This is a genomic window from Pseudomonas sp. EU05-FHT14B02, from assembly GCF_058791055.1.
The window spans coordinates 100,979-122,042 of the sequence record NZ_JBYTDD010000022.1; the positions used below are offsets into that span (position 1 = coordinate 100,979).

General features: G+C 55.1%; 23 protein-coding genes and 1 pseudogene. 8 read left to right on the forward strand and 16 right to left on the reverse strand.

Annotation, left to right across the window (positions count from 1 at the left end; genetic code table 11):
* Positions 1-73: 73 nt before the first annotated feature.
* On the reverse strand, positions 74-352 hold the full coding sequence (locus AC3WTM_RS20180; protein WP_102670018.1) for a DUF2790 domain-containing protein: 279 nt from the start codon (positions 350-352) through the stop codon (positions 74-76).
* 491 nt (positions 353-843) lie between these two features.
* On the opposite strand from AC3WTM_RS20180, the gene AC3WTM_RS20185 reads away from it, so the two are divergent.
* A complete protein-coding gene (locus AC3WTM_RS20185) occupies positions 844-1,818 on the forward strand; it encodes a quinone oxidoreductase family protein (RefSeq protein ID WP_102670019.1) in 975 nt (324 codons plus the stop codon).
* Complete coding sequence (locus tag AC3WTM_RS20190; protein WP_102670020.1) at positions 1,815-2,741, forward strand: LysR family transcriptional regulator; 927 nt, start codon at positions 1,815-1,817, stop codon at positions 2,739-2,741. The genes AC3WTM_RS20185 and AC3WTM_RS20190 overlap by 4 nt, the downstream gene beginning before the upstream one ends.
* A 960-nt stretch (positions 2,742-3,701) precedes the next feature.
* Here AC3WTM_RS20190 and AC3WTM_RS20195 read toward each other — a convergent pair.
* The gene (locus tag AC3WTM_RS20195) at positions 3,702-4,040 is read right to left on the reverse strand and encodes a hypothetical protein (RefSeq protein WP_102670109.1); all 339 of its coding nucleotides are present in this window, start codon (positions 4,038-4,040) and stop codon (positions 3,702-3,704) included.
* Between the two features lie 314 nt (positions 4,041-4,354).
* Here AC3WTM_RS20195 and AC3WTM_RS20200 point away from each other — a divergent pair, with 314 nt between their 5' ends.
* Genes AC3WTM_RS20200 through AC3WTM_RS20220 form a run of 5 tightly spaced genes read left to right on the forward strand, consistent with a single transcriptional unit; the run spans position 4,355 to position 9,389 of the window.
* Positions 4,355-5,827, forward strand: coding sequence for a cytochrome c oxidase subunit II (locus AC3WTM_RS20200; protein WP_102670021.1), 1,473 nt, complete (start codon positions 4,355-4,357; stop codon positions 5,825-5,827).
* Positions 5,828-5,876: 49 nt separating this feature from the next.
* Positions 5,877-7,649, forward strand: a complete 1,773-nt coding sequence (gene ctaD / locus AC3WTM_RS20205) for a cytochrome c oxidase subunit I (protein ID WP_102670022.1) — start codon at positions 5,877-5,879, stop codon at positions 7,647-7,649.
* On the forward strand, positions 7,646-8,338 hold the full coding sequence (locus AC3WTM_RS20210) for a cytochrome c oxidase subunit 3 (protein WP_102670023.1): 693 nt from the start codon (positions 7,646-7,648) through the stop codon (positions 8,336-8,338). Before ctaD ends, AC3WTM_RS20210 begins: the two co-directional genes overlap by 4 nt.
* A 6-nt stretch (positions 8,339-8,344) precedes the next feature.
* Positions 8,345-9,058, forward strand: coding sequence for a heme-copper oxidase subunit III family protein (locus AC3WTM_RS20215; RefSeq protein WP_102670024.1), 714 nt, complete (start codon positions 8,345-8,347; stop codon positions 9,056-9,058).
* A 13-nt stretch (positions 9,059-9,071) separates the two neighbouring features.
* Entirely contained in the window at positions 9,072-9,389 is a 318-nt protein-coding gene (locus tag AC3WTM_RS20220; RefSeq protein WP_057715332.1) for a cytochrome C oxidase subunit IV family protein, read from the forward strand.
* Between the two features lie 36 nt (positions 9,390-9,425).
* Here AC3WTM_RS20220 and AC3WTM_RS20225 read toward each other — a convergent pair whose 3' ends face one another.
* The 13 genes and pseudogenes from AC3WTM_RS20225 to AC3WTM_RS20285 form a co-directional block, all read right to left on the reverse strand.
* Positions 9,426-9,986, reverse strand: a complete 561-nt coding sequence (locus tag AC3WTM_RS20225; protein ID WP_102670025.1) for a hypothetical protein — start codon at positions 9,984-9,986, stop codon at positions 9,426-9,428.
* Positions 9,987-10,120: 134 nt separating this feature from the next.
* Entirely contained in the window at positions 10,121-10,411 is a 291-nt protein-coding gene (locus AC3WTM_RS20230; RefSeq protein WP_102670026.1) for a hypothetical protein, read from the reverse strand.
* A 570-nt stretch (positions 10,412-10,981) separates the two neighbouring features.
* The gene (locus tag AC3WTM_RS20235; protein ID WP_102670028.1) at positions 10,982-11,914 is read right to left on the reverse strand and encodes a universal stress protein; all 933 of its coding nucleotides are present in this window, start codon (positions 11,912-11,914) and stop codon (positions 10,982-10,984) included.
* 693 nt (positions 11,915-12,607) lie between these two features.
* Entirely contained in the window at positions 12,608-12,802 is a 195-nt protein-coding gene (locus AC3WTM_RS20240; protein WP_102670029.1) for a hypothetical protein, read from the reverse strand.
* Positions 12,802-13,776 (reverse strand): TerC family protein, encoded by a 975-nt coding sequence (locus tag AC3WTM_RS20245; protein WP_102670030.1) that lies wholly within the window; start codon positions 13,774-13,776, stop codon positions 12,802-12,804. The genes AC3WTM_RS20240 and AC3WTM_RS20245 overlap by 1 nt, the downstream gene beginning before the upstream one ends.
* 530 nt (positions 13,777-14,306) lie before the next feature.
* Entirely contained in the window at positions 14,307-14,792 is a 486-nt protein-coding gene (locus AC3WTM_RS20250) for a hypothetical protein (RefSeq protein WP_102670032.1), read from the reverse strand.
* Between the two features lie 257 nt (positions 14,793-15,049).
* Positions 15,050-16,126 (reverse strand): ArsO family NAD(P)H-dependent flavin-containing monooxygenase, encoded by a 1,077-nt coding sequence (locus tag AC3WTM_RS20255; RefSeq protein ID WP_102670033.1) that lies wholly within the window; start codon positions 16,124-16,126, stop codon positions 15,050-15,052.
* Positions 16,123-16,278 (reverse strand): YgaP family membrane protein, encoded by a 156-nt coding sequence (locus tag AC3WTM_RS20260; protein WP_102670034.1) that lies wholly within the window; start codon positions 16,276-16,278, stop codon positions 16,123-16,125. Before AC3WTM_RS20260 ends, AC3WTM_RS20255 begins: the two co-directional genes overlap by 4 nt.
* Before the next feature lie 13 nt (positions 16,279-16,291).
* Positions 16,292-16,711: a DUF6691 family protein gene (locus tag AC3WTM_RS20265; protein ID WP_102670035.1), complete on the reverse strand. Its 420-nt coding sequence runs from the start codon at positions 16,709-16,711 to the stop codon at positions 16,292-16,294.
* A 2-nt stretch (positions 16,712-16,713) separates the two neighbouring features.
* The gene (locus tag AC3WTM_RS20270; RefSeq protein WP_102670036.1) at positions 16,714-17,148 is read right to left on the reverse strand and encodes a YeeE/YedE family protein; all 435 of its coding nucleotides are present in this window, start codon (positions 17,146-17,148) and stop codon (positions 16,714-16,716) included.
* A pseudogene (locus tag AC3WTM_RS20275) lies at positions 17,145-17,459 on the reverse strand (metalloregulator ArsR/SmtB family transcription factor). Before AC3WTM_RS20275 ends, AC3WTM_RS20270 begins: the two are co-directional and overlap by 4 nt.
* Before the next feature lie 385 nt (positions 17,460-17,844).
* Positions 17,845-18,096, reverse strand: a complete 252-nt coding sequence (locus tag AC3WTM_RS20280; RefSeq protein WP_102670037.1) for a M10 family metallopeptidase C-terminal domain-containing protein — start codon at positions 18,094-18,096, stop codon at positions 17,845-17,847.
* Between the two features lie 191 nt (positions 18,097-18,287).
* Entirely contained in the window at positions 18,288-19,628 is a 1,341-nt protein-coding gene (locus tag AC3WTM_RS20285; RefSeq protein WP_102670038.1) for a 2-hydroxycarboxylate transporter family protein, read from the reverse strand.
* 128 nt (positions 19,629-19,756) lie between these two features.
* Between AC3WTM_RS20285 and AC3WTM_RS20290 the strand changes: the two genes are divergently transcribed.
* Positions 19,757-20,674 carry a LysR substrate-binding domain-containing protein gene (locus AC3WTM_RS20290; RefSeq protein WP_102670110.1) on the forward strand — a complete coding sequence of 306 codons (918 nt, stop codon included), beginning with the start codon at positions 19,757-19,759 and terminating at the stop codon, positions 20,672-20,674.
* Between the two features lie 47 nt (positions 20,675-20,721).
* On the opposite strand, the gene AC3WTM_RS20295 is transcribed toward AC3WTM_RS20290, so the two are convergent.
* Entirely contained in the window at positions 20,722-20,985 is a 264-nt protein-coding gene (locus AC3WTM_RS20295; RefSeq protein ID WP_492587640.1) for a 3-isopropylmalate dehydratase small subunit, read from the reverse strand.
* Positions 20,986-21,064: the final 79 nt, after the last annotated feature.

The window sequence follows — 21,064 nt, forward strand, 5'->3', positions numbered from 1 at the left end:
CGCACTGCGTGCATGGGAGGTTTAACTTCCGCTTCTGGGGGCGGTGAGGCCCGGAATCCAAACGACGAGCAGATCAGGCAATGCTGGTGGGGTTGGCGGGGCTTGCACCCCATTCGAGGAAACGGATCTTGTGAAGCTCACCCTGGCTGTCCAGGTAGACCACAGTCACTGGTACTACGCCGGTCTTGTGGGATGTATCGGTGCGCTGCAGTACCTGTTTGACATCGATGTCCATACCGTAGTGGTAATCGACGGCGGAGACATGCGCGCCAGGTTCTTGAAGGCTGTTCTGGTCGAAGACACTGGGTGCGAGACTGGAAATCACGGCACTGACAATCGTGGCCATGCTCATAAGGCTGTACCTCCACTGAAGTTCGCTTGACAAGGACCTAATGTGACACGCGGTGAAAGTGAAGTTCACTTGACCGCGACGAACGCGCATGCCCGTAAAGCCTGTAGTGGCTGCAAACTCCCGGCAATTCCCCACGCTTGACGCCTCTCGACCGTTCGTCCTTTAACCCCCGTATTTGTTGGCAAAAGCCCGTTTTTCAAGGAGGTCATGACATGTCATGACCGGTTGTCAGGCGTCGGGTATTGGCCGATTTCTGTCTGTCACCAAGCGTTATATCCGACCCATGGCGGACTCTCGGAGGCAATCTTTGGCATCTCCAAAATCAGAATGAAACCAACATGCCCCACGTAGTGAAGCGTGCAATCCGCGATTATATTGCTGCAGTCAGTGCATTGATGTCCTGCAATTAACCCGTCTTGTTCATCGGTAGATCAGTTATCACACTGAGGTCATTCATTTGATAACGGCTTCTGACTGATGGAGAGATGACCATGGTATCTGCGATCCGGTTTAACCAGTTCGGCAACCCTGAAGTACTGAACCTGGAGACACTGAGCGAACAAGCGCCCGGCCAGGGCGAGGCGTGGCTTGAGCAAGAGGCTGTAGGTGTCAACTTTCTCGACGTTACCCAACGAAAAGGGGCGGTGCCCATTGCCTTGCCATCTGGACTTGGGCTGGAAGGCGCGGGGCGTGTCGCCGCTGTGGGTGCGGGTGTCAGCAACGTGCGAGTAGGGGATCGCGTCGCTTATGCCACCGGCCCCTTGGGTTCCTATGCTTCGGCCCGGCTTTATCCGGCAGAGCGGTTGGTCAGAATTCCGGATTGGCTGTCATTTGACGATGCAGCAGCCGTCATGTTCAAGGGCATCACTGCGCAGTACCTGTTGAAAGCCACCTATCCTGTGGGGCCCGGTACAACCATTCTCCTCTACGGTGTGGCCGGAGGGCTGGGGGAAATCATGGTGCCGTGGGCCAGACACTTGGGTGCCACCGTGATCGGCGTGGTTTCAAAGCAGGCCAGTGTCGAGAAAGCTCTGGCGTCGGGATGCGATGAAGTCCTGGTGTTCGATGCGTACAGCCTGGCATCCCAGGTCGCTCGTATCACCAAGGGTAAAATGGTCGATGTCGTCTATGACCCGATAGGGCGTGTTTCTTTCCAGGCATCCCTGGATAGCTTGCGACCACGAGGCCTGATGGTATCGTTCGGAGCCTCATCAGGTGCGCCGTCAGCCGTGGAACTGTCGACACTCAATACCAAAGGCTCGCTGTTCCTGACACGTCCTTCGTTGGCAGCCCATACGACGAGTGCCTCTGAGTACCAGGAACGGGCGCAGGATGTGTTGGCCGCCATTGGTGCAGGTATTATCAAACCTTCGGTCCGGGCAAGTTACTCTCTGGCGGACGCAGCATTGGCGCATGCGGACCTGGAGTCCGGGCGTTCATCGGGGGCGATCATTCTAAAACCATGAATCTTGATGTTTTGAACAATCAGCACAGCGACGAAATCGCTGCGTTTCTGGCCGTGGCCTCGCAAGGCTCGTTTGTCGGGGCAGGCCGGCTATTGCAGCGACACCCAACAGTCGTTTCGAAACGACTCGCCGCTATGGAAAAGCGCCTTGGCGTTCGGCTTGTGGAGCGCTCCACCCGCCAGGTTCGAATTACTGAAACAGGTGCCAGGCTGGAGCAACGCCTTCGCTCAGCCATCGAATTGATGAATGATGCGCAGCAGCAAGCGTCCGAGGGCGCCAGCGAAATCCGCGGTACTTTGCGCCTTGCATTGCCGGCAGCCATGGGCAGACGTTGGCTTGGCCCGATGCTGCCGGAGTTTCTCAAGGCTCATCCGCATGTCTCGATCATCGCTGACTATAGCGAGCGTCTGGTCGACATCATCGATGAAGGTTTTGACGCGGCGATCCGAATCGGAGAGTTGGACGACAGCCGGTTGATAGCCAAAAAACTGAGTGACCATCGCCGGATACTCTGTGCCTCGCCTGCTTACATCACAAAGCACGGCATGCCCGAAACGCCACAGGACCTGATCAGGCACAATTGCCTTCGCTTCAGTGGCCTTGCGTCTTTTCCTCAGTGGAGACTCCATCGTGGCAATGAACTGCAGACGGTTTCTCCCAAAGGAAATCTGACGGCCAACGACAGCGAATCATTACTTGCAGCGGCCTGCGCCGATGCGGGAATACTGGGGGCGGGTGACTGGTTGATGAGTCGTGATATTGCTGCCGGGGGACTGTTGCAGGTCCTTCCTGACTGGCAATTGGATACCGCAGGTGGGGTCTACCTGGTCAGGCCATCAGCCAAGTTTCCGGGGGCCGTGGTCGTCGCGTTCAAACAATGGATCGAGTCAAAGTTTACTCCCGCGCCCCCATGGACCATCTGACCGGCTAACCTTCGGTTCCCCCTGACCGACACATGGCTGCCAGCCATGTGTGTTCATAAAGTCAGGTGGTGATTCACTTTTTCCAGTGCATCAAAGCCAATACAGGATAGTAACGGACCACAACCAGCCGATGCAGAGGGTGATGGCAAGGTAGATCGCCACAATCATCAGAGGCTGATTCCACATGACACACCTCCCATAACCGCTTTCTTTACATGGGTGCCTGGTAAAACGGGCGCTCGTCGTATGAGCAATAACTCGTCAGAACACTCCAAGGGTCAATTCCATCGCCAGTACAGCGGACAACGCCAGCGTCATCACCAACGCGATAAACATCAGGCCCAACTCAGCCAGCTGCTTATAAAGGGCCATCGGCCGTTTCATGATTCGAGCAATTGATCTTTCAGTGGAAGCCATCACCCATCCTCACTTTTGCGTGGAACACGCACCACAGGCTTGACTTGGGTGTAAGGCGATGGAGTCGCATGGTGGTGTCACGCGTTTCATTTCCTACCCCTCGTGTCATGCCGAATCCGGCGAGCCCCGCCGTCTCCATGATGTCCGGGACGACAGTTGTTGCGGGTACCGGGGGTGGTGCAACTTATGAGCCATTTCAATAGGGCGAAGAAAAAACTCAAATTAATTAACAAGCTGTTTGCGAGGGGGGGGCACGCGCGCGAAAGGAGGAGGGGGAACATTCCTCAAAGTTGGTGGTAAATGCCTGGTTGGGTGGGTGTAGTACCCCATTTTTGGAGAGAGTAGCGGCCCTGTTTCACCGATCGTTTTTGCTAGGTGCTACTTGTCCCTGAGGCGAGGTGGATTCAACGGGGCGAGAGGGCCGCTTCTAACTGTGGTTTCAACTGGTCGAAGCAACACACTGAATCCTGTTTAATAGACGAGTGAGTTTTCGGCACCGCACATTACCCGCGGAGAAACATCGATGCCGAAATCACGTAACCGCTAATCAAGCAGCTGATCTATCAACACCGCATTGGTGTAGATCAAACTGCCGTCACTCGCCCGGTGTCCAACCAGATGGAACTGCCCGCGTTCGTCGTGCAAATAGACACGCATCTGACAGTCGGACAAGGGGGCGTATCCCTCGGGCATGATCAGATCCATCGAGTCCATATCGACATCGACCATGGCTTCCTGCTTGTGGGTGTTCTGCAAGCGCTCTTCGGCCTGCTCCAGACGGAGGTGCAGAGGGCCGTCGACATTGAAATGAACTTCCCCGATCGGGGTGGATTTTTGGGCGCCACTGGTTTTGCACCAGCCTTCGATCGTCAGGGCACTCATGACGAAACCTCCCATGTGGATTGCTGGAATCTGTAGCTATCGTTCCTGCTCGATGCCATTACTTATGTTGGATGACTGCACAAGGGCAGGGTTCGATTTTTGGCGCCGCTTCTGGCCGACCCTGCTGTCCGTCATCAAGCATTCAGTATAGCCGGTCGCCGGACCTCGCTTGCCAACCTCACGTACAACCCGATGGGCTCTATACTTCTTACTGACTTTGCCGCCCCGATGGGTGGTATTTGTCTGCCCTGCTTGGACGTCAGTGGCGATGCTTTTGCATAACCAATGAACAACAGGAATAGGATGAAGAGGAAATGGCAATAGCAATTGTCCTGATACTAATCGTTATTGCATCAGTGCTATTCCACATACTGGCGCCTTGGCACGCGACTCCGGCAGCTTCCAACTGGGGTTCCATAGACACCACCCTGTTCATCACCCTGATCATTAGCGGAATATTTTTCATTGCCATCACGGTATTCATGGCGCTCGCGGTGATGCGGTATCGTCACAAGGAGGGCGCCAGGGCGGCCTACCAGCCAGAAAATAAAAAGCTGGAACTGTGGTTAATCATCATTACGTCGGTAGGTATTGCCGGGATGTTGGCGCCAGGCCTTGTTGTCTACAACGATTTCATCCGGGTGCCGAAAGAGGCTTACGAACTTGAAGTGGTCGCCCAGCAGTGGCAGTGGGCCTTTCGTTTTCCAGGCCAGGACGCAAAGTTGGGCAAATCGGATATCAGGTTTATTGATGGCGCCAATCCCTTCGGCCTTGATCCCAAGGATCCTGCAGGGCAGGACGATGTGCTTGTATTGAATAATGAAGTTCGCCTTCCGCTCGACCGACCGGTGAAAGTCTTGTTGCGGGCTAAAGATGTCCTGCACGATTTCTATGTGCCGCAAATTCGCAGCAAGATGGATATGGTGCCAGGAATGGTGTCGTACTTTTGGTTTACGCCAACCAAAACCGGAAAATACGAAGTCCTTTGCGCTGAATTTTGTGGCGTAGGTCATTACAACATGCGTGGCCATATGATCGTGGAAGAGCAGGGCGTCTTCGATCAATGGCTCAAAGGCCAACCGACTTTTGCGCAGACATTGACGACAACTGCCAAACCCGGTCGCGACAGCGTGCTGGAAAAAGGCCGCCAGTTGGTCGAACAGCTCGGCTGCAAGGCCTGCCATAGCCAGGATGGCAGTGCCAGTCTCGGGCCGGGATGGAAAGGGCTGTACGGCCGCACTGAACAGTTTGCCGATGGCACCAGTGCGGTGGTCGACGAGGCCTACCTGAAAGAGTCGATTCTCGATCCGAAGGCCCGGCTGGTACAGGGCTACCCGCCGGTGATGGTGGCCTATACTCTCAAAGACGATGAACTGGGCGCTGTCATCGCCCTGATCAAATCACTGGGTGCTGCGGGGCAAGACGATGAACCTTCGACCGGCGAAGCGTCGAGCCCGGGTGAAGACCTGGTGGCGCAGGGGCAGCGACTGGCCGGCTCGCTCGGCTGTCTGGCCTGCCACAGTGTCGATGGCAACAAGGGCGTCGGCCCCAGCTGGCAAGGCCTGTATGGCAAGACGCAAACCCTTGCCGACGATACGAGCGTAAAGGTCGACGAGGGCTATATCAAAGAGTCGGTTCTGCATCCCAGTGCCAAAATCGTCAAGGGCTATGCAGCCGTCATGCCGGCTCTGGCTCCGAGTGACGAGGAGCTCAATGCGCTGATCGCTTTTATCAAATCCATAGCCAATGCTGACGCTGATGCGAGCAAGGCGGAGCCAGGGAAGTAGCCGTAAAACAGCCAGGAATGCACTGAAACTTCGGCAGGAGGATGACGTGATGGCCTATGCGGAGCAAGCCGAGACAGAAGCACTGCACGAGCCCAAGAGTTTCCTGACCAAATATATCTGGAGTCAGGACCACAAGGTCATAGCCATTCAATATTCCTTGACGGCCATCTTCGTGGGTCTTATCGCTCTGGTGTTGTCCAGCTTGATGCGCATGCAGATAGGTTTCCCCGGCAGTTTGGCGTTCATGGACGCCAGTACTTACTATCAGGCGATGACCATGCACGGCATGATCATGGTCATTTACTTGCTCACGGCCTTGTTTCTGGGGGGCTTCGGCAACTATCTGATTCCTCTGATGGTGGGCGCCCGCGATATGGTCTTCCCCTATGTCAACATGCTCAGCTACTGGTTCTACCTGGTGGCTGTACTGGTGTTGCTCAGCAGTTTTTTTGTCCCTGGCGGCCCCACAGGTTCGGGCTGGACGCTCTATCCGCCACAGTCCATTACCCAAGGGACACCGGGGGTCGAGTGGGGCATTGTCCTGATGCTCGTCTCACTGGCGATTTTTATTGTCGCCGCCACCATGGGCGGGTTGAACTACGTCACCACGGTGTTGCAGGCGCGCACGCACGGCATGACATTGTTTCGCATGCCGCTCTCGGTATGGGGCATCTTCATGGCCTCGATCATGGCCTTGCTGGCCTTCCCTGCGTTGTTTGTCAGTGCGGTCATGATGCTGTTCGACAAGCTGTTGGGCACCAGCTTCTTCATGCCGGCGATGATCTCGCTTGGGCAGCAGCTCGATCACCAGGGTGGCAGCCCGATATTGTTCCAGCACCTGTTCTGGTTCTTCGGTCACCCGGAGGTCTATATCGTCGCTCTCCCTGCGTTTGGTCTGGTCTCCGACTTGATCAGTACCCATGCGCGTAAAAATATCTTCGGCTACCGAATGATGGTGTGGGCCATTATTGCGATTGGCGTACTCAGTTTTGTGGTCTGGGCGCACCATATGTATGTCAGCGGAATGAACCCGTACTTTGGTTTTTTCTTCGCCGTCACTACTTTGATCATCGCGGTGCCGACGGCGCTGAAAGTCTATAACTGGGTACTGACCCTGTGGCGCGGAGACATCCATCTGACCGTGCCGATGCTGTTTGCCCTGGCCTTTATCGTCACCTTCCTGGTCGGCGGTCTGACCGGGTTGTTTCTCGGCAATGTGATCGTGGACATCCCGCTTTCGGACACCTATTTCGTCGTGGCCCATTTTCATATGGTCATGGGGGTAGCCCCGGTACTGGTGGTGTTCGGCGGCATTTATCACTGGTACCCGAAAGTCACCGGGCGCATGTTGAACGACACCCTGGGCAAGTTGCACTTCTGGATAACCTTTCTGGGCACCTACGCCATTTTCTTCCCCATGCACTACTTGGGTTTCCAGGGCATGCCACGTCGCTACTACGCCTACGAAAACTACGCGTTCATTCCGCAGTCCGCGCAAGACTTGAATGCCTTCATTACGGTGATCGCATTGACTGTCGGCGTTTCCCAGTCGCTGTTCCTGTTCAACCTGGCCTGGAGTGCATTCAAGGGCAAGCCCGCAGGCAGTAATCCCTGGGGTGCGGCCAGCCTGGAATGGCAAACGCCGGACACCCCGCCGAAACACGGTAACTGGGGAGAGAAGTTGCCGGTCGTGCATCGCTGGGCCTATGACTACAGTGTGCCGGGGATAGAGCAGGATTTCGTGCCGCAAACGGTCTCCGCCGAGGAGCTGGAGCAGATGCGGCAACTCAGTGCCGGAACCAAGGCGGACATCAAGACATGAACAGACTGCTATTGAGAAACGCCGACGGCGCTGATCCCGGCGGTAGCTGGAGTCGCGACCCTGAGGGTATACCGGCCGCCGAGGATGCCGATAGAAGCCAAACCGCAAGGGTAGGCCTGCGCTTGTTTCTGGTAGTGGTGAGTTCGTTATTCTTCCTCTTCCTGATCGCCTTTATTGCCCGTTCTCAAATGGCCGACTGGCTCCCCCTGACAGAGCCTTTGGCGCCGTTAGGCAATCTTCGGCCGCTCTGGCTGAATTCGGCTTTTCTGGTATTGAGTTGCATCGCACTGCAATGGTCGCGTATGGCCGCCCGAAAGGCTCGGCTGGGCGCAACGGTCATTGGTTTTGCATTGGGCGGGGTGTTTGCCATTGCCTTTCTGGCGGGGCAACTCTGGGTCTGGCAGCAGTTTGTCGCCTGGGGCTACTTTGTCGCCAGCAATCCGGCCAACAGTTTCTTCTACCTGTTGACCGGCCTGCATGGGCTCCACCTGCTGGGCGGGCTGATCGCCTGGTGCTGGATCGTCGCCAGATTTTTGCGTCATGTGCCACTGGCGCAACTTGGTGCCAGCGTAGAGCTCTGCGCCATCTATTGGCATTACTTGCTGGGCCTTTGGTTCGTGCTTTTCGCGCTGCTGGCCAGCACACCGCAAACCTATGAAGCCATCGCCAGATTCTGCGGCCTGAGGTGAACAGTCATGGCATTGCACCCACAAGCCCAAGTCGAATCCAGCTCATCCAATCCACCAGGTTCGCCGCCTGCACCGGGATGGCAGGGCATCGCCAGCGATTGGTCCTCGGATAAAGAGGCCTTCAAGCAGGTGCCCTGGGGCAAGGCGATGATGTGGATATTCCTGCTCAGCGACACGTTTATATTCACCTGTTTTCTGACCGGATACATGTCGGTACGCATGACCATCACCAGCGCCTGGCCGAACCCCAGTGAAGTGTTCGCATTGACCATCGGCGGCAAGGAAATCCCTCTTATTCTGATCGCCATCATGACCTTTGTGCTGATCAGTAGCAGCGGCACCATGGCCATGGCCGTCAATTTCGCCTATCGCCGTAATCGCGCGAAAACCGCGGCCCTGATGCTGGCGACCGCTGCCTTGGGTGTGACTTTCGTCAGCATGCAGGCATTTGAATGGAGCAAGCTCATCGCAGAAGGGGTGCGTCCCTGGGGGAACCCCATGGGAGCGGCGCAATTTGGCGCATGCTTTTTCATGATTACCGGTTTTCACGGACTGCATGTATCAATCGGCGCCCTCTACCTCAGCATTGTGGCGCTGAAGGTATGGCGCGGAGATTATGAGCGCTCCGGCAACTATCAGAACGTCGAGATAGCCGGGCTTTACTGGCACTTCGTGGATCTGGTGTGGGTATTTATTTTTGCATTCTTCTATTTATGGTAGAGGAGCACAGGTGATGGCACATGCTCAGGGTCAGCAACATCCAATCAGTTTGTACCTTAAAATCTGGGGACTGTTATTCGTCCTCAGCACGCTGTCGTACCTTGTCGACTATTTCCACTTTCATGGCTACCTTCGGTGGTCCTTGATCATCACTTTCATGTTGTTGAAGGCAGGTTTGATTGTCTCCATCTTCATGCATATGGCATGGGAGCGCCTGGCATTGGTCTACGCCATACTGGTGCCACCGTTGTGTTTACTGGTGCTTATCGGGCTGATGGCCTCCGAGGCAGACTATATTTTCCTCAGCAGGGGTATTTTCTTTGGCCAGTAGGCAAGCAGCTTTCGGATGGCCTTGAGTCCCTAGGCGCTAACCCGATATCACTCGCTTGAACTGATGCCATTTGTGCTGCCAGGCCACTGTCCAGTGGGGGGCTGCCGTTCCCGTGCCGGCGATCTTCAGCTTCGGATGCTGTTTGATGACCTGGTCCAGTACCGATTCCTGATTCGGTTCAACATCCACGAAGAAGATATGTTTGCCTTCTTTTACTGCCTGTTTGAAATTGCGGAAGTGAGTGTTCGGCACCTGGAACCCAAAAAAACCGCCTTCCCAGATGCAGAAGCCCAATACAACAATGGCAAGGAAGATAAAGGGCATCCAGCCTGCGGCGGATTCGGTCCAGCCCATCCAATAGGCACCACCCAGAACCAACGCTGCAAGTGGCACGCCGATCACCGCACCAATCTCACCAGAGTGAACAGCATCCTGTTCCATCAGCGAACTGATCTCGTGGAGGTGATGTTCTTCTACATCAGCAACTTTTTCACTGAGTACATGAATTTGTTCGGAATTGATGCCGCTGGCTTCCAATTCACATTCAACGTTTTCAAGATCGTTGAGATTGTCACTGATGTAATAGTGTCGGTTCATGCCACACCTCCCGTCTCGGGTTTGCTGCAGACCTCCTCTGTCCGGCAGCACTCGGCAGCTGTACTGTGGGGAACGTTGCACACCCGGTGCAATCTGAAAAAAAGTATAGCACTCACCATCCTGCGGACCGGTCGCTAGCTGATCTGCACAATGACCGGACCTTCCGTCACGATCGGCGGGTTCACGCGGATATTCGATGCATTTTTCTGAATCCAGTCACGCGCGACTTTCAGGCTCGCATCGCTGCCGGCCTTGTCCGTGCAAACAGTCACCGCTGTACCACCATCACCTGTATTCAACAGTGTGTAGCTGACGAGGCCAGGCACTGTCCGCAGGGTCGCTTCGACGTCGGCATTGCGCTCTTCCAACAACTCGAAAAGCTGCTTTGCTCCAGTACCCAGGTAGGTTCTTATAACCGCATACATAGTCGTCTCCCTTGGGAGTGTCGCCTTGATGCCAATCCAGATCCGTTGATGGCCGCTATTACTCAAGGCTTCAGTTCGCCCTGATTTATTAAGCTTAGCCAAAAGCCGGTGAAACTCGTAATGCAACGACCACCGGCCATTTCTGGCCGATTGCTGCCTGTCTGGAAGGGCTGCAATCGACCGATTCTGTTGAAAAAGTCGGCCATGGTTTCCACGACAGAAAAGTACGCGCTTGAGATTGAAATCTTTACTTTGAGCAGAGGATTCCGGGGGCAGATTTCGCGTAGCGGCGCGCAAAAAAGGCGTTTTCAGCGGTCAGTATGCGGGCAGTCTGGAAGAACCGACTTTTTCAACAGAATCGACCCAAAGCCGACGATCACAAGTGCCAAAGAAACATGTGGCAATTCATCCTGCAGACATGTTTGCTCGCAGATTCCGGTGCGGGCCGGCCCCGCCTTCTTCTTGGCGCGGACGGGCAGGGCAGCAGGTCTTGTTTACTGAGTGAGTCTGCATGATTGGCCTGAGGGGCTATGCCAAGGCAGTTGGTTGGCCGGTGCAGTTGACTAACTCCTAGCTATGTGGCCGATGGTTATGGTGGTTATACGGCCAAGAGGATGCTGCCGTATCGGCCGATGGACTCGCTGGTGGAGCGGCCAGTTCTTCCAGGTGGGTGATGATATCGTTTGGTTTTAGCACCAGTACGTCGCTGTCCAGGGTGTCCAGAATCATCTCGGCGGTGTTGCCGATCAATGCGCCGGACAGTCCGGTGCGGGCCACGCTACCGATCACCGTGAGCACGGCTTCGAGCTTGTGCGCGATGTACGGGATCAGCACATCGGCAGGACCTTCCTCGATATGCAGGCGTTCGTCGCTGACATCGAATTCGGCCTGGAACGTCTTGCACAGTTCGCGATAGAGAGCCTGAATGCTTTCTTTGAGTTGGAATACAGAGTCGGCCGCCGACAGCATGGGGTAGGGGTGGGCGCTCAACATGTGAAGAGTGCCGCCGGCCAGTGTGGCGATGTCGTAGCCGTGGCTGACGATGCCGGAATGCAGGACGCGATGCTCCATATCACTGCTGCCAGCATCGATGGCCGCGAGAATAGCGCCACCGGTCCAGGGTCTTGTGGTTTTTACTATAAGCACCGGGCTGGGGCAGTATCGCAGTAGCTTCCAATCCTCGGGGGTGAGTAGTGCCTTCATCAGCGGGGTGTCGGGCAGGTGCTGCTTGATCACCAGGCCACACCCCTCCGCTTGTTGGGCTGCGATGATGGTCTTGTGTGAACTTCCATGCCAGGCCTGCTGGGTGCTCACGCTATACCCCTCTTGTGCCAAGCTGCCTTGCATTTCGTTCAGGTAAGAGGAATGGTGGTGTCCCTTGTCGCAGGCCAGTAGATGCAGGTGCGACTGGGTGGCACTGGCAATCATTTTGGCCCTATTCAGGATCAGGTCCTTGGACTGCTGCGAATCCACCACCACCAAGGTGTTGCGAATGGTGTGCATGAGAGTCTTCCTGTGCGTGAGTACAGTTTTTATGTGGGGCGGCGGCAAGGACGTTCTTGGCCTTGCCCGCCCGTCAACCGGAAGCTCACTTACCGACATCATGCACGCGATAGCTAAAATCGAATTCTGCCCGCTCAGTGCGATTGTTAACGCTTGAATCGAACTGGCATTAATTACCAGAACGGCTGCTGATCGCTCATGCAACTGCGCAAGTTGACTCCACAGCGCTGGCGCTGTTGTTCCAATGCATCTATATTTGTTTGAGTTGTAACGCGGCCGGTACACTTGGTGTCGGATGATGCGTTACTTCTTGTTACTTGCGCTGGTGGCAAAGAAAGCGGCTGAGCGTCTGCCGCTTTGAATACCGTGTCTGCCTGCGCTTATCCACCCGCGCAAATGCTACGCGCCGATGGATATCCCCGACCTTGGTGGAATAAATCGAGTTGTTCTTTTGCGGGCATTTACTGCGCGCTCAACTCAATGGCTGAGTATGGTGGCTTTTTTGCTTAAAGTTTAGGTGGTTGGTCGACTAAGTTAGTTGATTTTCATCTAAGAGAAACTCTGAGCAGCCCCCATTCGATCTGATGAAAAATCCCCGCTCTCGCTAGCTGCTCCTGTGTAGCTGTTCGCTTTCCGCCGTTTCTTTGCCGAGCCAAGGTTGGACATTGATCAGATGGATGGCGCCGCTTTTTATCAGGCCTGCCAAGCGCGTGGCTTCTGCGGCCGCGCGTAGTGAATGCTCGGAACCATCGATGGCCCAAGCCAGGCATTGTCCTCAGCCGACGACAAGGGCTGGCTGTGGTCGATGACTACGCCGATCAGGCGACCGTCACTGTCGTGCTCAGCTAGCGTTGGTGCCGGTATCGCCCGTTCTTGTCTCAAACTCATCATTGTTCTCCCGTAACCCGTGCTTTGCTCTTCGTCAAAGTCAGGCTCAACAGTACCGAAATCAAGATGATGCCGCCGACTGTGGTCAGCGACCATTGGATCGGCATGTGCCACCACGGTGCGACCAGCATCTTGCCGCCGATGAACACCAGTACGATGGCCAGACCATATTTGAGCAAGTGGAAGCGGTAGGCCATGTCGGCAAGCAGAAAATACAGTGCGCGCATGCCCATGATTGCGAAGATGTTGGAGGTGAACACGATGAAGGGGTCGGTGGTGACGGCGAAGATAGCCGGGATGCTGTCGACCGCGAACACCAGGTCGCTGGCCTCGATCAGTACCAGCACCAGGAACATCGGCGTCGCCCAGCGCAGGCCGTTCTGGCGCACGAAGAAGCGCTCGCCGTGAAAACCGTCGGTGATGCGGAGATGGCCACGCAGCCAGCGCAGCAGAGGGTTCCTTTCGAGGTCTGGCTGCTGGTTGGCGAAGATCAGCATCTTGACGCCGGTGATGATGAGGAAAGCGCCAAAGACATAGAGCAGCCAGGCAAACTCCTGCACCAGCCAGACACCGGCGAAAATCATACCGGCACGCATGATGATGGCGCCGAGCACGCCATAGAGCAGGACACGGCGCTGCAATTCTGGCGGCACGGCGAAATAGCCGAAGATCATCACGAAAACAAACATGTTGTCGATCGACAGTGACTGCTCGATCAGGTAGCCCGTCAGGAATTCGAGCGTTGTACGCTGGGCCACTTCGGCGCCGAACGTGCTGCGCAGATACCACCAGAGCAGGACGGAGAAGACCAACGCCAAACTGGTCCAGGCGATGACCCAGGTCAGCGCTTCGCGTACCGAAACACGATGCGCCTTGCGCCCGCCGAAGACGAAAAGATCCAGCGCCAGCATGGCGAGGACGAACCCGATGAAGGCGGCCCACATCCAAAATTGGCCGACGCTAATGGCGGTCATTTAACTATCCAAGGTTGGCCGATACTCATGTAGCGCCGCACGATCACCCGCCCCAATGCGGGCGGTGCCGTGACTTAAGCTGTAGGCTAGGCGCTTGCTGAGGTAATCGTGCAAACCCTCGGTTAGCTCGAAACCACGGCATTGGATGGCCATCTGCATGACTGTCTCCGCATGGCGCAGCAATGGGCTGGAAGAGGTCATGCTAAGGGGCATGTTGCATCAATAAAAATCGTTTATTCGTTACGAACTGTTCGTTTTTTACGAAGTATTGATTCAGATGCTCAACTACCGGCAATTGCTTTAGTTCTGCTCCGTGGCCAAGGTGGGTGGCATGGCACGCGCCGCCGAACAGTCATACCTTATGCCGCAGACCTGTCGGTGCTGATTTCTATCGCCTTACCCAGGCGTGCCGAGGCGATATGAGACCGTCAGAAAGGACGGAGTGAGCTTCTTCTCGCTATACGCGTTAGAGGAGTACGCCCCGAGTTAACCGAAAACGCACTCCACAATCAAAAAAAACGAGCAAATTCCTACTGTGCAGGCTTGGCCGGTGGCTGCCCTTGCATGTAGTTTTGGTGCTTCATCATGTTATCCATCATCATCTGTTGCATCCCCGTGTACCTGTCCATCATGTACTGGCGTTGACTCTTATGCTCCGGGGTCAAGTTTGAGTAGTCCTGCCACCCCATCATGTGGCTACCACCCATCATGTGTCCTTTGCCCTTCATTCCCGGCCCCCACATACCGTTCATCATGTTCATTCCATTTTGCATCGTATTCCAATGTTCCTGAAGGAGCTTCTGCCGCTGCTGGGGATCCTGGGTTTGCTGAATTTTCTCCATCTGTGCCTGCATCTTCTCAAAGGTGTCTTGTGCCTGAACCATCTGCTTATCGAATTCGGCAACATTCGGGGCTTGTTGTTGCGTCTGCGTCACTTGAGATTGCTCTGCTGCTAATGCCCATATGGGGGCTAACGATGCGGTGAAGAGGGCCACGGCCAATCTGGTATTTTTCATGTCTAGCTGCCTTAGTGGGGGTGAGCTGAACCAAGTTCTGAATTAACCGATTGCGGTGTTTGTGTCAGGCCGCATTCGCCAAAATTAAAGACTTCAGCATGCAGACTTAGTAATTAGCAGAGCTGTCACAAGCGACCTTGACATATATCAAATGCTGAAGTGATTCTCCGGAATTCGCATTTGCGGCGGCACGAAGGAGCCCTACCAACAGCTCCCCAACAGTCAGCGGTATATTCCAAGGCCAATTACAGTCCGCATCAAGCGGACTGAATGGCGAGGAAGGCTACGATCTCACCGACCGTGGTGCGTGCTGTTCGTGTTACACCGATCAGCGTGGCAGAAGCCGAACCTGTCCACTCGCCATAACCGACCAACCACAGACTTGGCTCTTTGGTCGAGTGGGTGCCTTCGACCTCAACGCGACCCTCGGCGTTGACCACCCCCAGTGAATCCAGATGCTGTAGGGCTGGCCGAAATCCTGTGCACCAAATCACTGCGTCCACCGCAGATTCGGAGCCATCGCCCCAAAGAACCCCGTTGCGAGTGAAACTTTCGAAAGGTCGTACAGACTTGAGTACGTTACGCCCTCGGGCTTCAACAATGGGCGCAACAACGACGATATCGCCCAACCCACCCACTGGCTGCTCAATGACACGCCCCTCCAGTTGGGCTTTCCAGCGCTCGGTTGCGCGCTCGAACAGTACCCGCCCATCCACATCGTCAGGTAAGAACATCGGTTCTACTGGGGTTACCCATGTGGTTTCAGCGACCTTTGAAACTTCGGCCAGAATTTGTGCACCTGAATTGCCGCCACCTACCACCAACACCTTCTTGTTCGCGAACGGTTGTGCTTCGACATAGTTTGCGGAATGTAACTGCCGACCGGCGAATAGCTCGGCATTGGGGTAGTGAGGTATGTAGGGATTGCTCCAGGTGCCTGTTGCGCTGACAACAACCTTGGTATCCCAATGCTTGTCGTCAGAACGTACCCGTAGGCCAGATTCCGTACGCTCAACAGAAGTGACCCGTACCGGGCGCTCAATCGGGAATTGGTAGCGCTGTTCGTATTGGTTGAGGTACTCAATCACATGATTTCGTGTTGGGTAGCCATCTTGCGCGGGTGGCATCATCCAGCCGGGGATCGAACTCCAGGTGGACGGGGAGAATAGACGCAGCGAGTTCCAGCCATGTCGCCAGGCACCACCAGGCTCTTCCTGCGCATCAAGGATAACAAATGAAAGATGAGTTCGACGCAGGAAATACGCTACCGCCAAGCCTGATTGGCCCCCACCAATAATGACGACGTCCAATGGGCTGGTGAGCGAATGAGTCATGAAGAAAATCCTGGAGGGTAGAAACGGAAAATACCAGTGTCCAACGGCACTAAACCAATCCAGGCCCAAAAGCCGATCACGCCGGGCAGACTGAGGCCCAGGCCGGTGACAATGCGCAGGCTACGGTCAATGGTTCCGGTGTTCGTTTTCATGGCAATCTCCCTTTCAATGGTTTCGCCGGGTCTCCAGCGCAGTAAACACCAACATGCCGGTCAGCATGGCCAGCATGAACACGATCGCTTGCCAGCGTCCTGTCAGCAGAATTACCACTGCGGGGCCAGGACAGATGCCCGCTATTCCCCAGCCGATGCCGAACAACAGGCTCCCGCCAATCAAGCGCGGGTCCAACTCACGTTTGATCGGTAGCTGCATTGGCCTTCCCAGCAGCGAACTGGATAGTTGGCGCGCCCAGGTTAATGGGCCAACGGCTATGCCAATGGCCCCGATCATGACCAATGCCAAGGAAGGGTCCCAGGCACCGGTTAAATCCAGGAAAGCCAGTACTTTGCTCGGGTTGGCCATGCCTGCCAAAAGAAGGCCGAAGCCGAACATCAAACCCGCAATGAATGCACTCAGTTTGATCATGTTCAACCCCCGAGCAGATGACGCAAGACAAACACCGTGGCGAAACCACTGAACATGAAACACGCAGTGGCGACCATCGATCTCGGCGATAGGCGCGATATGCCGCACACGCCATGTCCACTTGTGCAACCCGAGCCGTAACGTGTGCCGATGCCCACCAATAGGCCGGCAGCAATAAGTTCGAGCCAGCCACTCTGGAACTCAATTTGGGGCAAGGTGGCAAACAGTCCCCATAACAGCGGCGCGATGAGTAGGCCCAGAAGAAACAGCGCTTTCTCATCTGCTCCTTCGCGGCGGCGCTGTAAAAGACTGCCAATCAGACCGCTGATGCCTGCGATACGCCCGTTGGCGACGACGAATAGACTGGCAGCCAGGCCAATCAATGCGCCCCCTGCAAGCGATGACCAGGGAGTGAAGTTGAGCCAGTCGACATTCATGAGGCTTCTCCGGCACAAAATTGTTGATACAGGGTTTGGATTACTGCCAATGCTGCGCGACTGCTGATGCGATAGAACATTTGCTTTCCGTCACGGCGGGTCTCCACCAGTCCTTCGCGGCGAAGCACTGCCAGCTGTTGAGAAAGAGTCGGTTGCTGTATCCCCAGCAGTGACTCCATATCGCTGACATTGCGCTCACCTTGGGATAACTGGCATAGGAGGATCAAGCGATCCGGATTGGCCAGGGCCTAAAGGAGTTTGCTGGCAGCATCAGCATTCGCGCGCAGCTGCTGGATATCCAATTTGGGCATACGATTGATCGTCAATCAGTCAGTTATTCAAATTATGTTATATGAAAAACATAATTGTATGCTGGCACTTTCAGCTCATCATTGGCAGTAGAGGTCTAGTGCAGGTCACGGGTTATAGGCGAGGGTTGCGCAGGCCAAAAAGTGGATGGCTCATGCACATAACTAAACCCAGACCGACTTTTTCAACAGAATCGGCCAAAAGCAGACAGTCTGATGCGTCTGGAGAATCAAGGGTGACCCGCTACGCGCCACCCTGTCAGATGCCAGATTCGCAAGTTAAAATATAAGATCCGTCGTGGTCGCGCTGTTGAGTCTGACTATCTGGATGGCGAATTCGGCGGCGCTGTCGGCATCGGTATTGCCGTAGAGCACGCCCCTGAAACTTTCAACTGGCCGGCCGCACTGAAGGCAGTGGTACTGCAGATGATCGAGCTGAAGGCTTCATTGGTGGCCGTCGCCATGTTGCCATGTTGGCATCGAGCGTCGACAGATCAATCTTGTCGGCTCCTCGGACGAAGTCGCTGATGATGTCCCAGGTGGAACTGGTCAGCACCGTTTCAGCGACGGCGTTGAAGTCGAAGATGTCGTTGCCGGCGCCGCCGGTGAGAACATCCTTGCCCGTACCGCCGACCAGGATGTCATGGTCACGGCCGGGCTAGCGGTGAATGGCGTGGTCGAGAAAAGCCGGTGCGGACCCGCATGCCGGGTGGTGTAGCGGGGGAGGGGCCTGTGAAGGCCGCCCCCTATGCCGATTGAGCACTGAAAGGGACGTTAGAATTCAGTAGTTGTACTGGTCATAGTTACTCGAGTCGCGTGTCTCCAATTCGCTCAGGCGAAAATACCTAACAGGATCGTTGCAAGAATCACTGTAGATGCGCCACCAATGCGCGTGGAAATCTGAGCGAACGGCATCAGCGACATGCGGTTAGAGGCAGATAGGATGGCTACATCCCCTGTGCCGCCCAGGCCGCTGTGGCAGCACGTCACGATGGCCGATTCGATGGGATACATCTTCATCACATTGCCAATCAAGAAGCCCGCCACTGTCATCGAAACCACAACCGATACGCATACCAGTACATAGCTCACCGAGAACACCTTCACCACGCTATCCAGCGGCACATAGAGCATGCCAAGGCCGATCATGACCGGCCAGATGAAGGCAGCGGAGACCAGTTTGTAGAACGACTGCGCACCTTTCTCCAGTTTTTCTGGCAGGACACGGACGTACTTAAATAGTACGGCGGCAAGGATCATCATCACTGGCCCTGGGATACCAACTACTTTTTCCAGCAACCCTCCCAAGACAAAGAACGCGCAGATGACCAGCACGCCTGCACCCATGATGCGAAGGTCGATGCTGGGGTTTGCCTCTTCCTTGACCTGAAATTTGTCATTCTCGGTTTTGGCCCGAATCAGTGAGCCTTCGCCATTGAGGTTCGGACGTTTCAGGGCCAAACGAGCCAGGTATCCTGCGCAAATGATTGCTGCGATGTTGCCGACCACGGCGGCGGGCACTAATTGCGCTACGTAGATATCAGGCGTGCCACCGAGGATCGCCGAGTACGCCAGCGACAGAGGAAGAATCCCTTCACCGATCCCACCGCCAATAATCGGTACGATGATGAAAAAGAAGGTGTGGTAGAAGCTGTATCCGGCCAGTTTGCCAACAATCAGCCCGCTTCCGACGGCGGCCAAGGTGCCGACGAGCAAGGGGATGAACATGCGGATCATGCCCTGAACCAGGATAAAACGACTCATCCCCAGAATGCTGCCGACAACCAGGCTGGCAATAACGAAGTAGAGGAAGTTTGCCTCCTTCATCAGCATCTTGGTTGCATCAATCGTTGCCGGGCCGAAGAAACCGTAAAACACCAGTACCGACGGCAGCATCAGGCACAGGATGGCACCGCCACCAATCTCCTTGAGCAGCGGAAGGCGCGAACCCAACTGACCAAAAAATACGCCCATGGTCATGATGACAGCGAGGCCACCGATCATGTTTTTTGGCAGAAAACCCAAATGCGCGGAGAGAAATACAATCAAGGCTATCCCGAGGAAAATCGGCAAGGGGATAACACCAATTTCATAAGCGCAAAGGCTTCGCAGGCGTTGAAGAAAACCGCCACCACCTTCTACTTTCAGGGATTGCTCATAGGAACTGTTCATTACGCTATTTCCTCATGTTGTTTTTATCGAGGATTCAGAAACCACGGTTAACCGGGCTCAGGTTGCCACTCGGTATTTCGATGTTATCCTTCGCAAATAACGTGATAAATAGCGGAAGTATGAGGCGCATGAACACGAATCGTGACCAATTCCCCTTGCCCGAAGACCTCAACGTTTTTCTGACCGTCGTTCGAAAAAACAGCTTTGCCAGTGCTGCCGAGGAGCTTGGCTACTCGCCTGCCTACATCAGCAAACGCATATCCGTTCTCGAAACCACGCTATCGACAAGGCTGTTGCACCGCACGACCAGGCGTATTGCCTTGACCGATGATGGTGAGCGGGTGCGGGTATGGGCGGAAAAATTGCTGGGTGATCTTGACGATTTTGTTGGGGAAATATCCCAGGCGCGCCATCAGCCCATGGGGTCGTTACATATTTGCAGCAGCTTCGGGTTTGGTCGCAATCATGTTGCGCCAGCCATCTGCCAACTCTCCCAGACTTACCCAAAGCTCGATATTCGCTTGGACGTGTTTGATCGCGTCGTCGATATAGTCAGCGAAGGGTTCGATCTGGAGATACGTGTAGGAGATGACCTGCCAGGCCAACATTTGGGTCGCAAGCTGGTGAGTAATCGGCGTGTGCTGTGCGCAACGCCCGAGTATCTGGAGCGGCGGGGCACGCCTCAGTCGCTGGAAGATCTCAAGAACCATGACTGCCTGGTGCTCAAGGAGCGCAACAACGCATTCGGCGTGTGGAACCTCACCAGAAACGGGCAGGAAGAATCCGTGCGAGTGAGTGGCCCGTTGTCTTCCAACAGCGGCGAGATTGTTCTGGAGTGGGCGTTGAGCGGTGGCGGTATTCTTCTGCGGTCGATGTGGGATGTGAAACCGATGCTGGAAAAAGGGCGTCTGGTGCAAGTGCTTGCTGATTACTCACAGAGCGCCAACGTCTGGGCTGTTTATCCCACCCGTCTCAGCGAGTCGGCTAAGTTGCGAGTCTGCGTCGAGTTTCTGGAAGAGTACTTTCGCGATCTATCGGTTGGGTGACTTCCTGGCGGAGATCACCACACGTGATCTTCCGCCAGGCATTTTCATCAGCTAAACCAAGGGTTTTGCGCCAAATGCCGAGATTCAAAGCTCCGAATCTGATCGGCCCGCTGCAACGTCGTACCAATCGCATCAAGTCCTAGCAAAAGAGACTGCTTACGCAGTTGGTCGATTTCGAAAGGAATGACGGTACCGTCCGCCAATTCGATTGTTTGCTCTGGCAAATTCACTTCGATCCGCGCTGTCGACGCGTCACTGATTACCCCGGCAATCTGCTTCAGTTGGGTTTCAGAAAGCTGTATGGCCAACACACCGGTAATCCTCCCATTTTTAGTACTCACCAGAAGTAGAGGTCAGGCCGCGAGGGCCAACTTCTGTTTGGGGGTGATG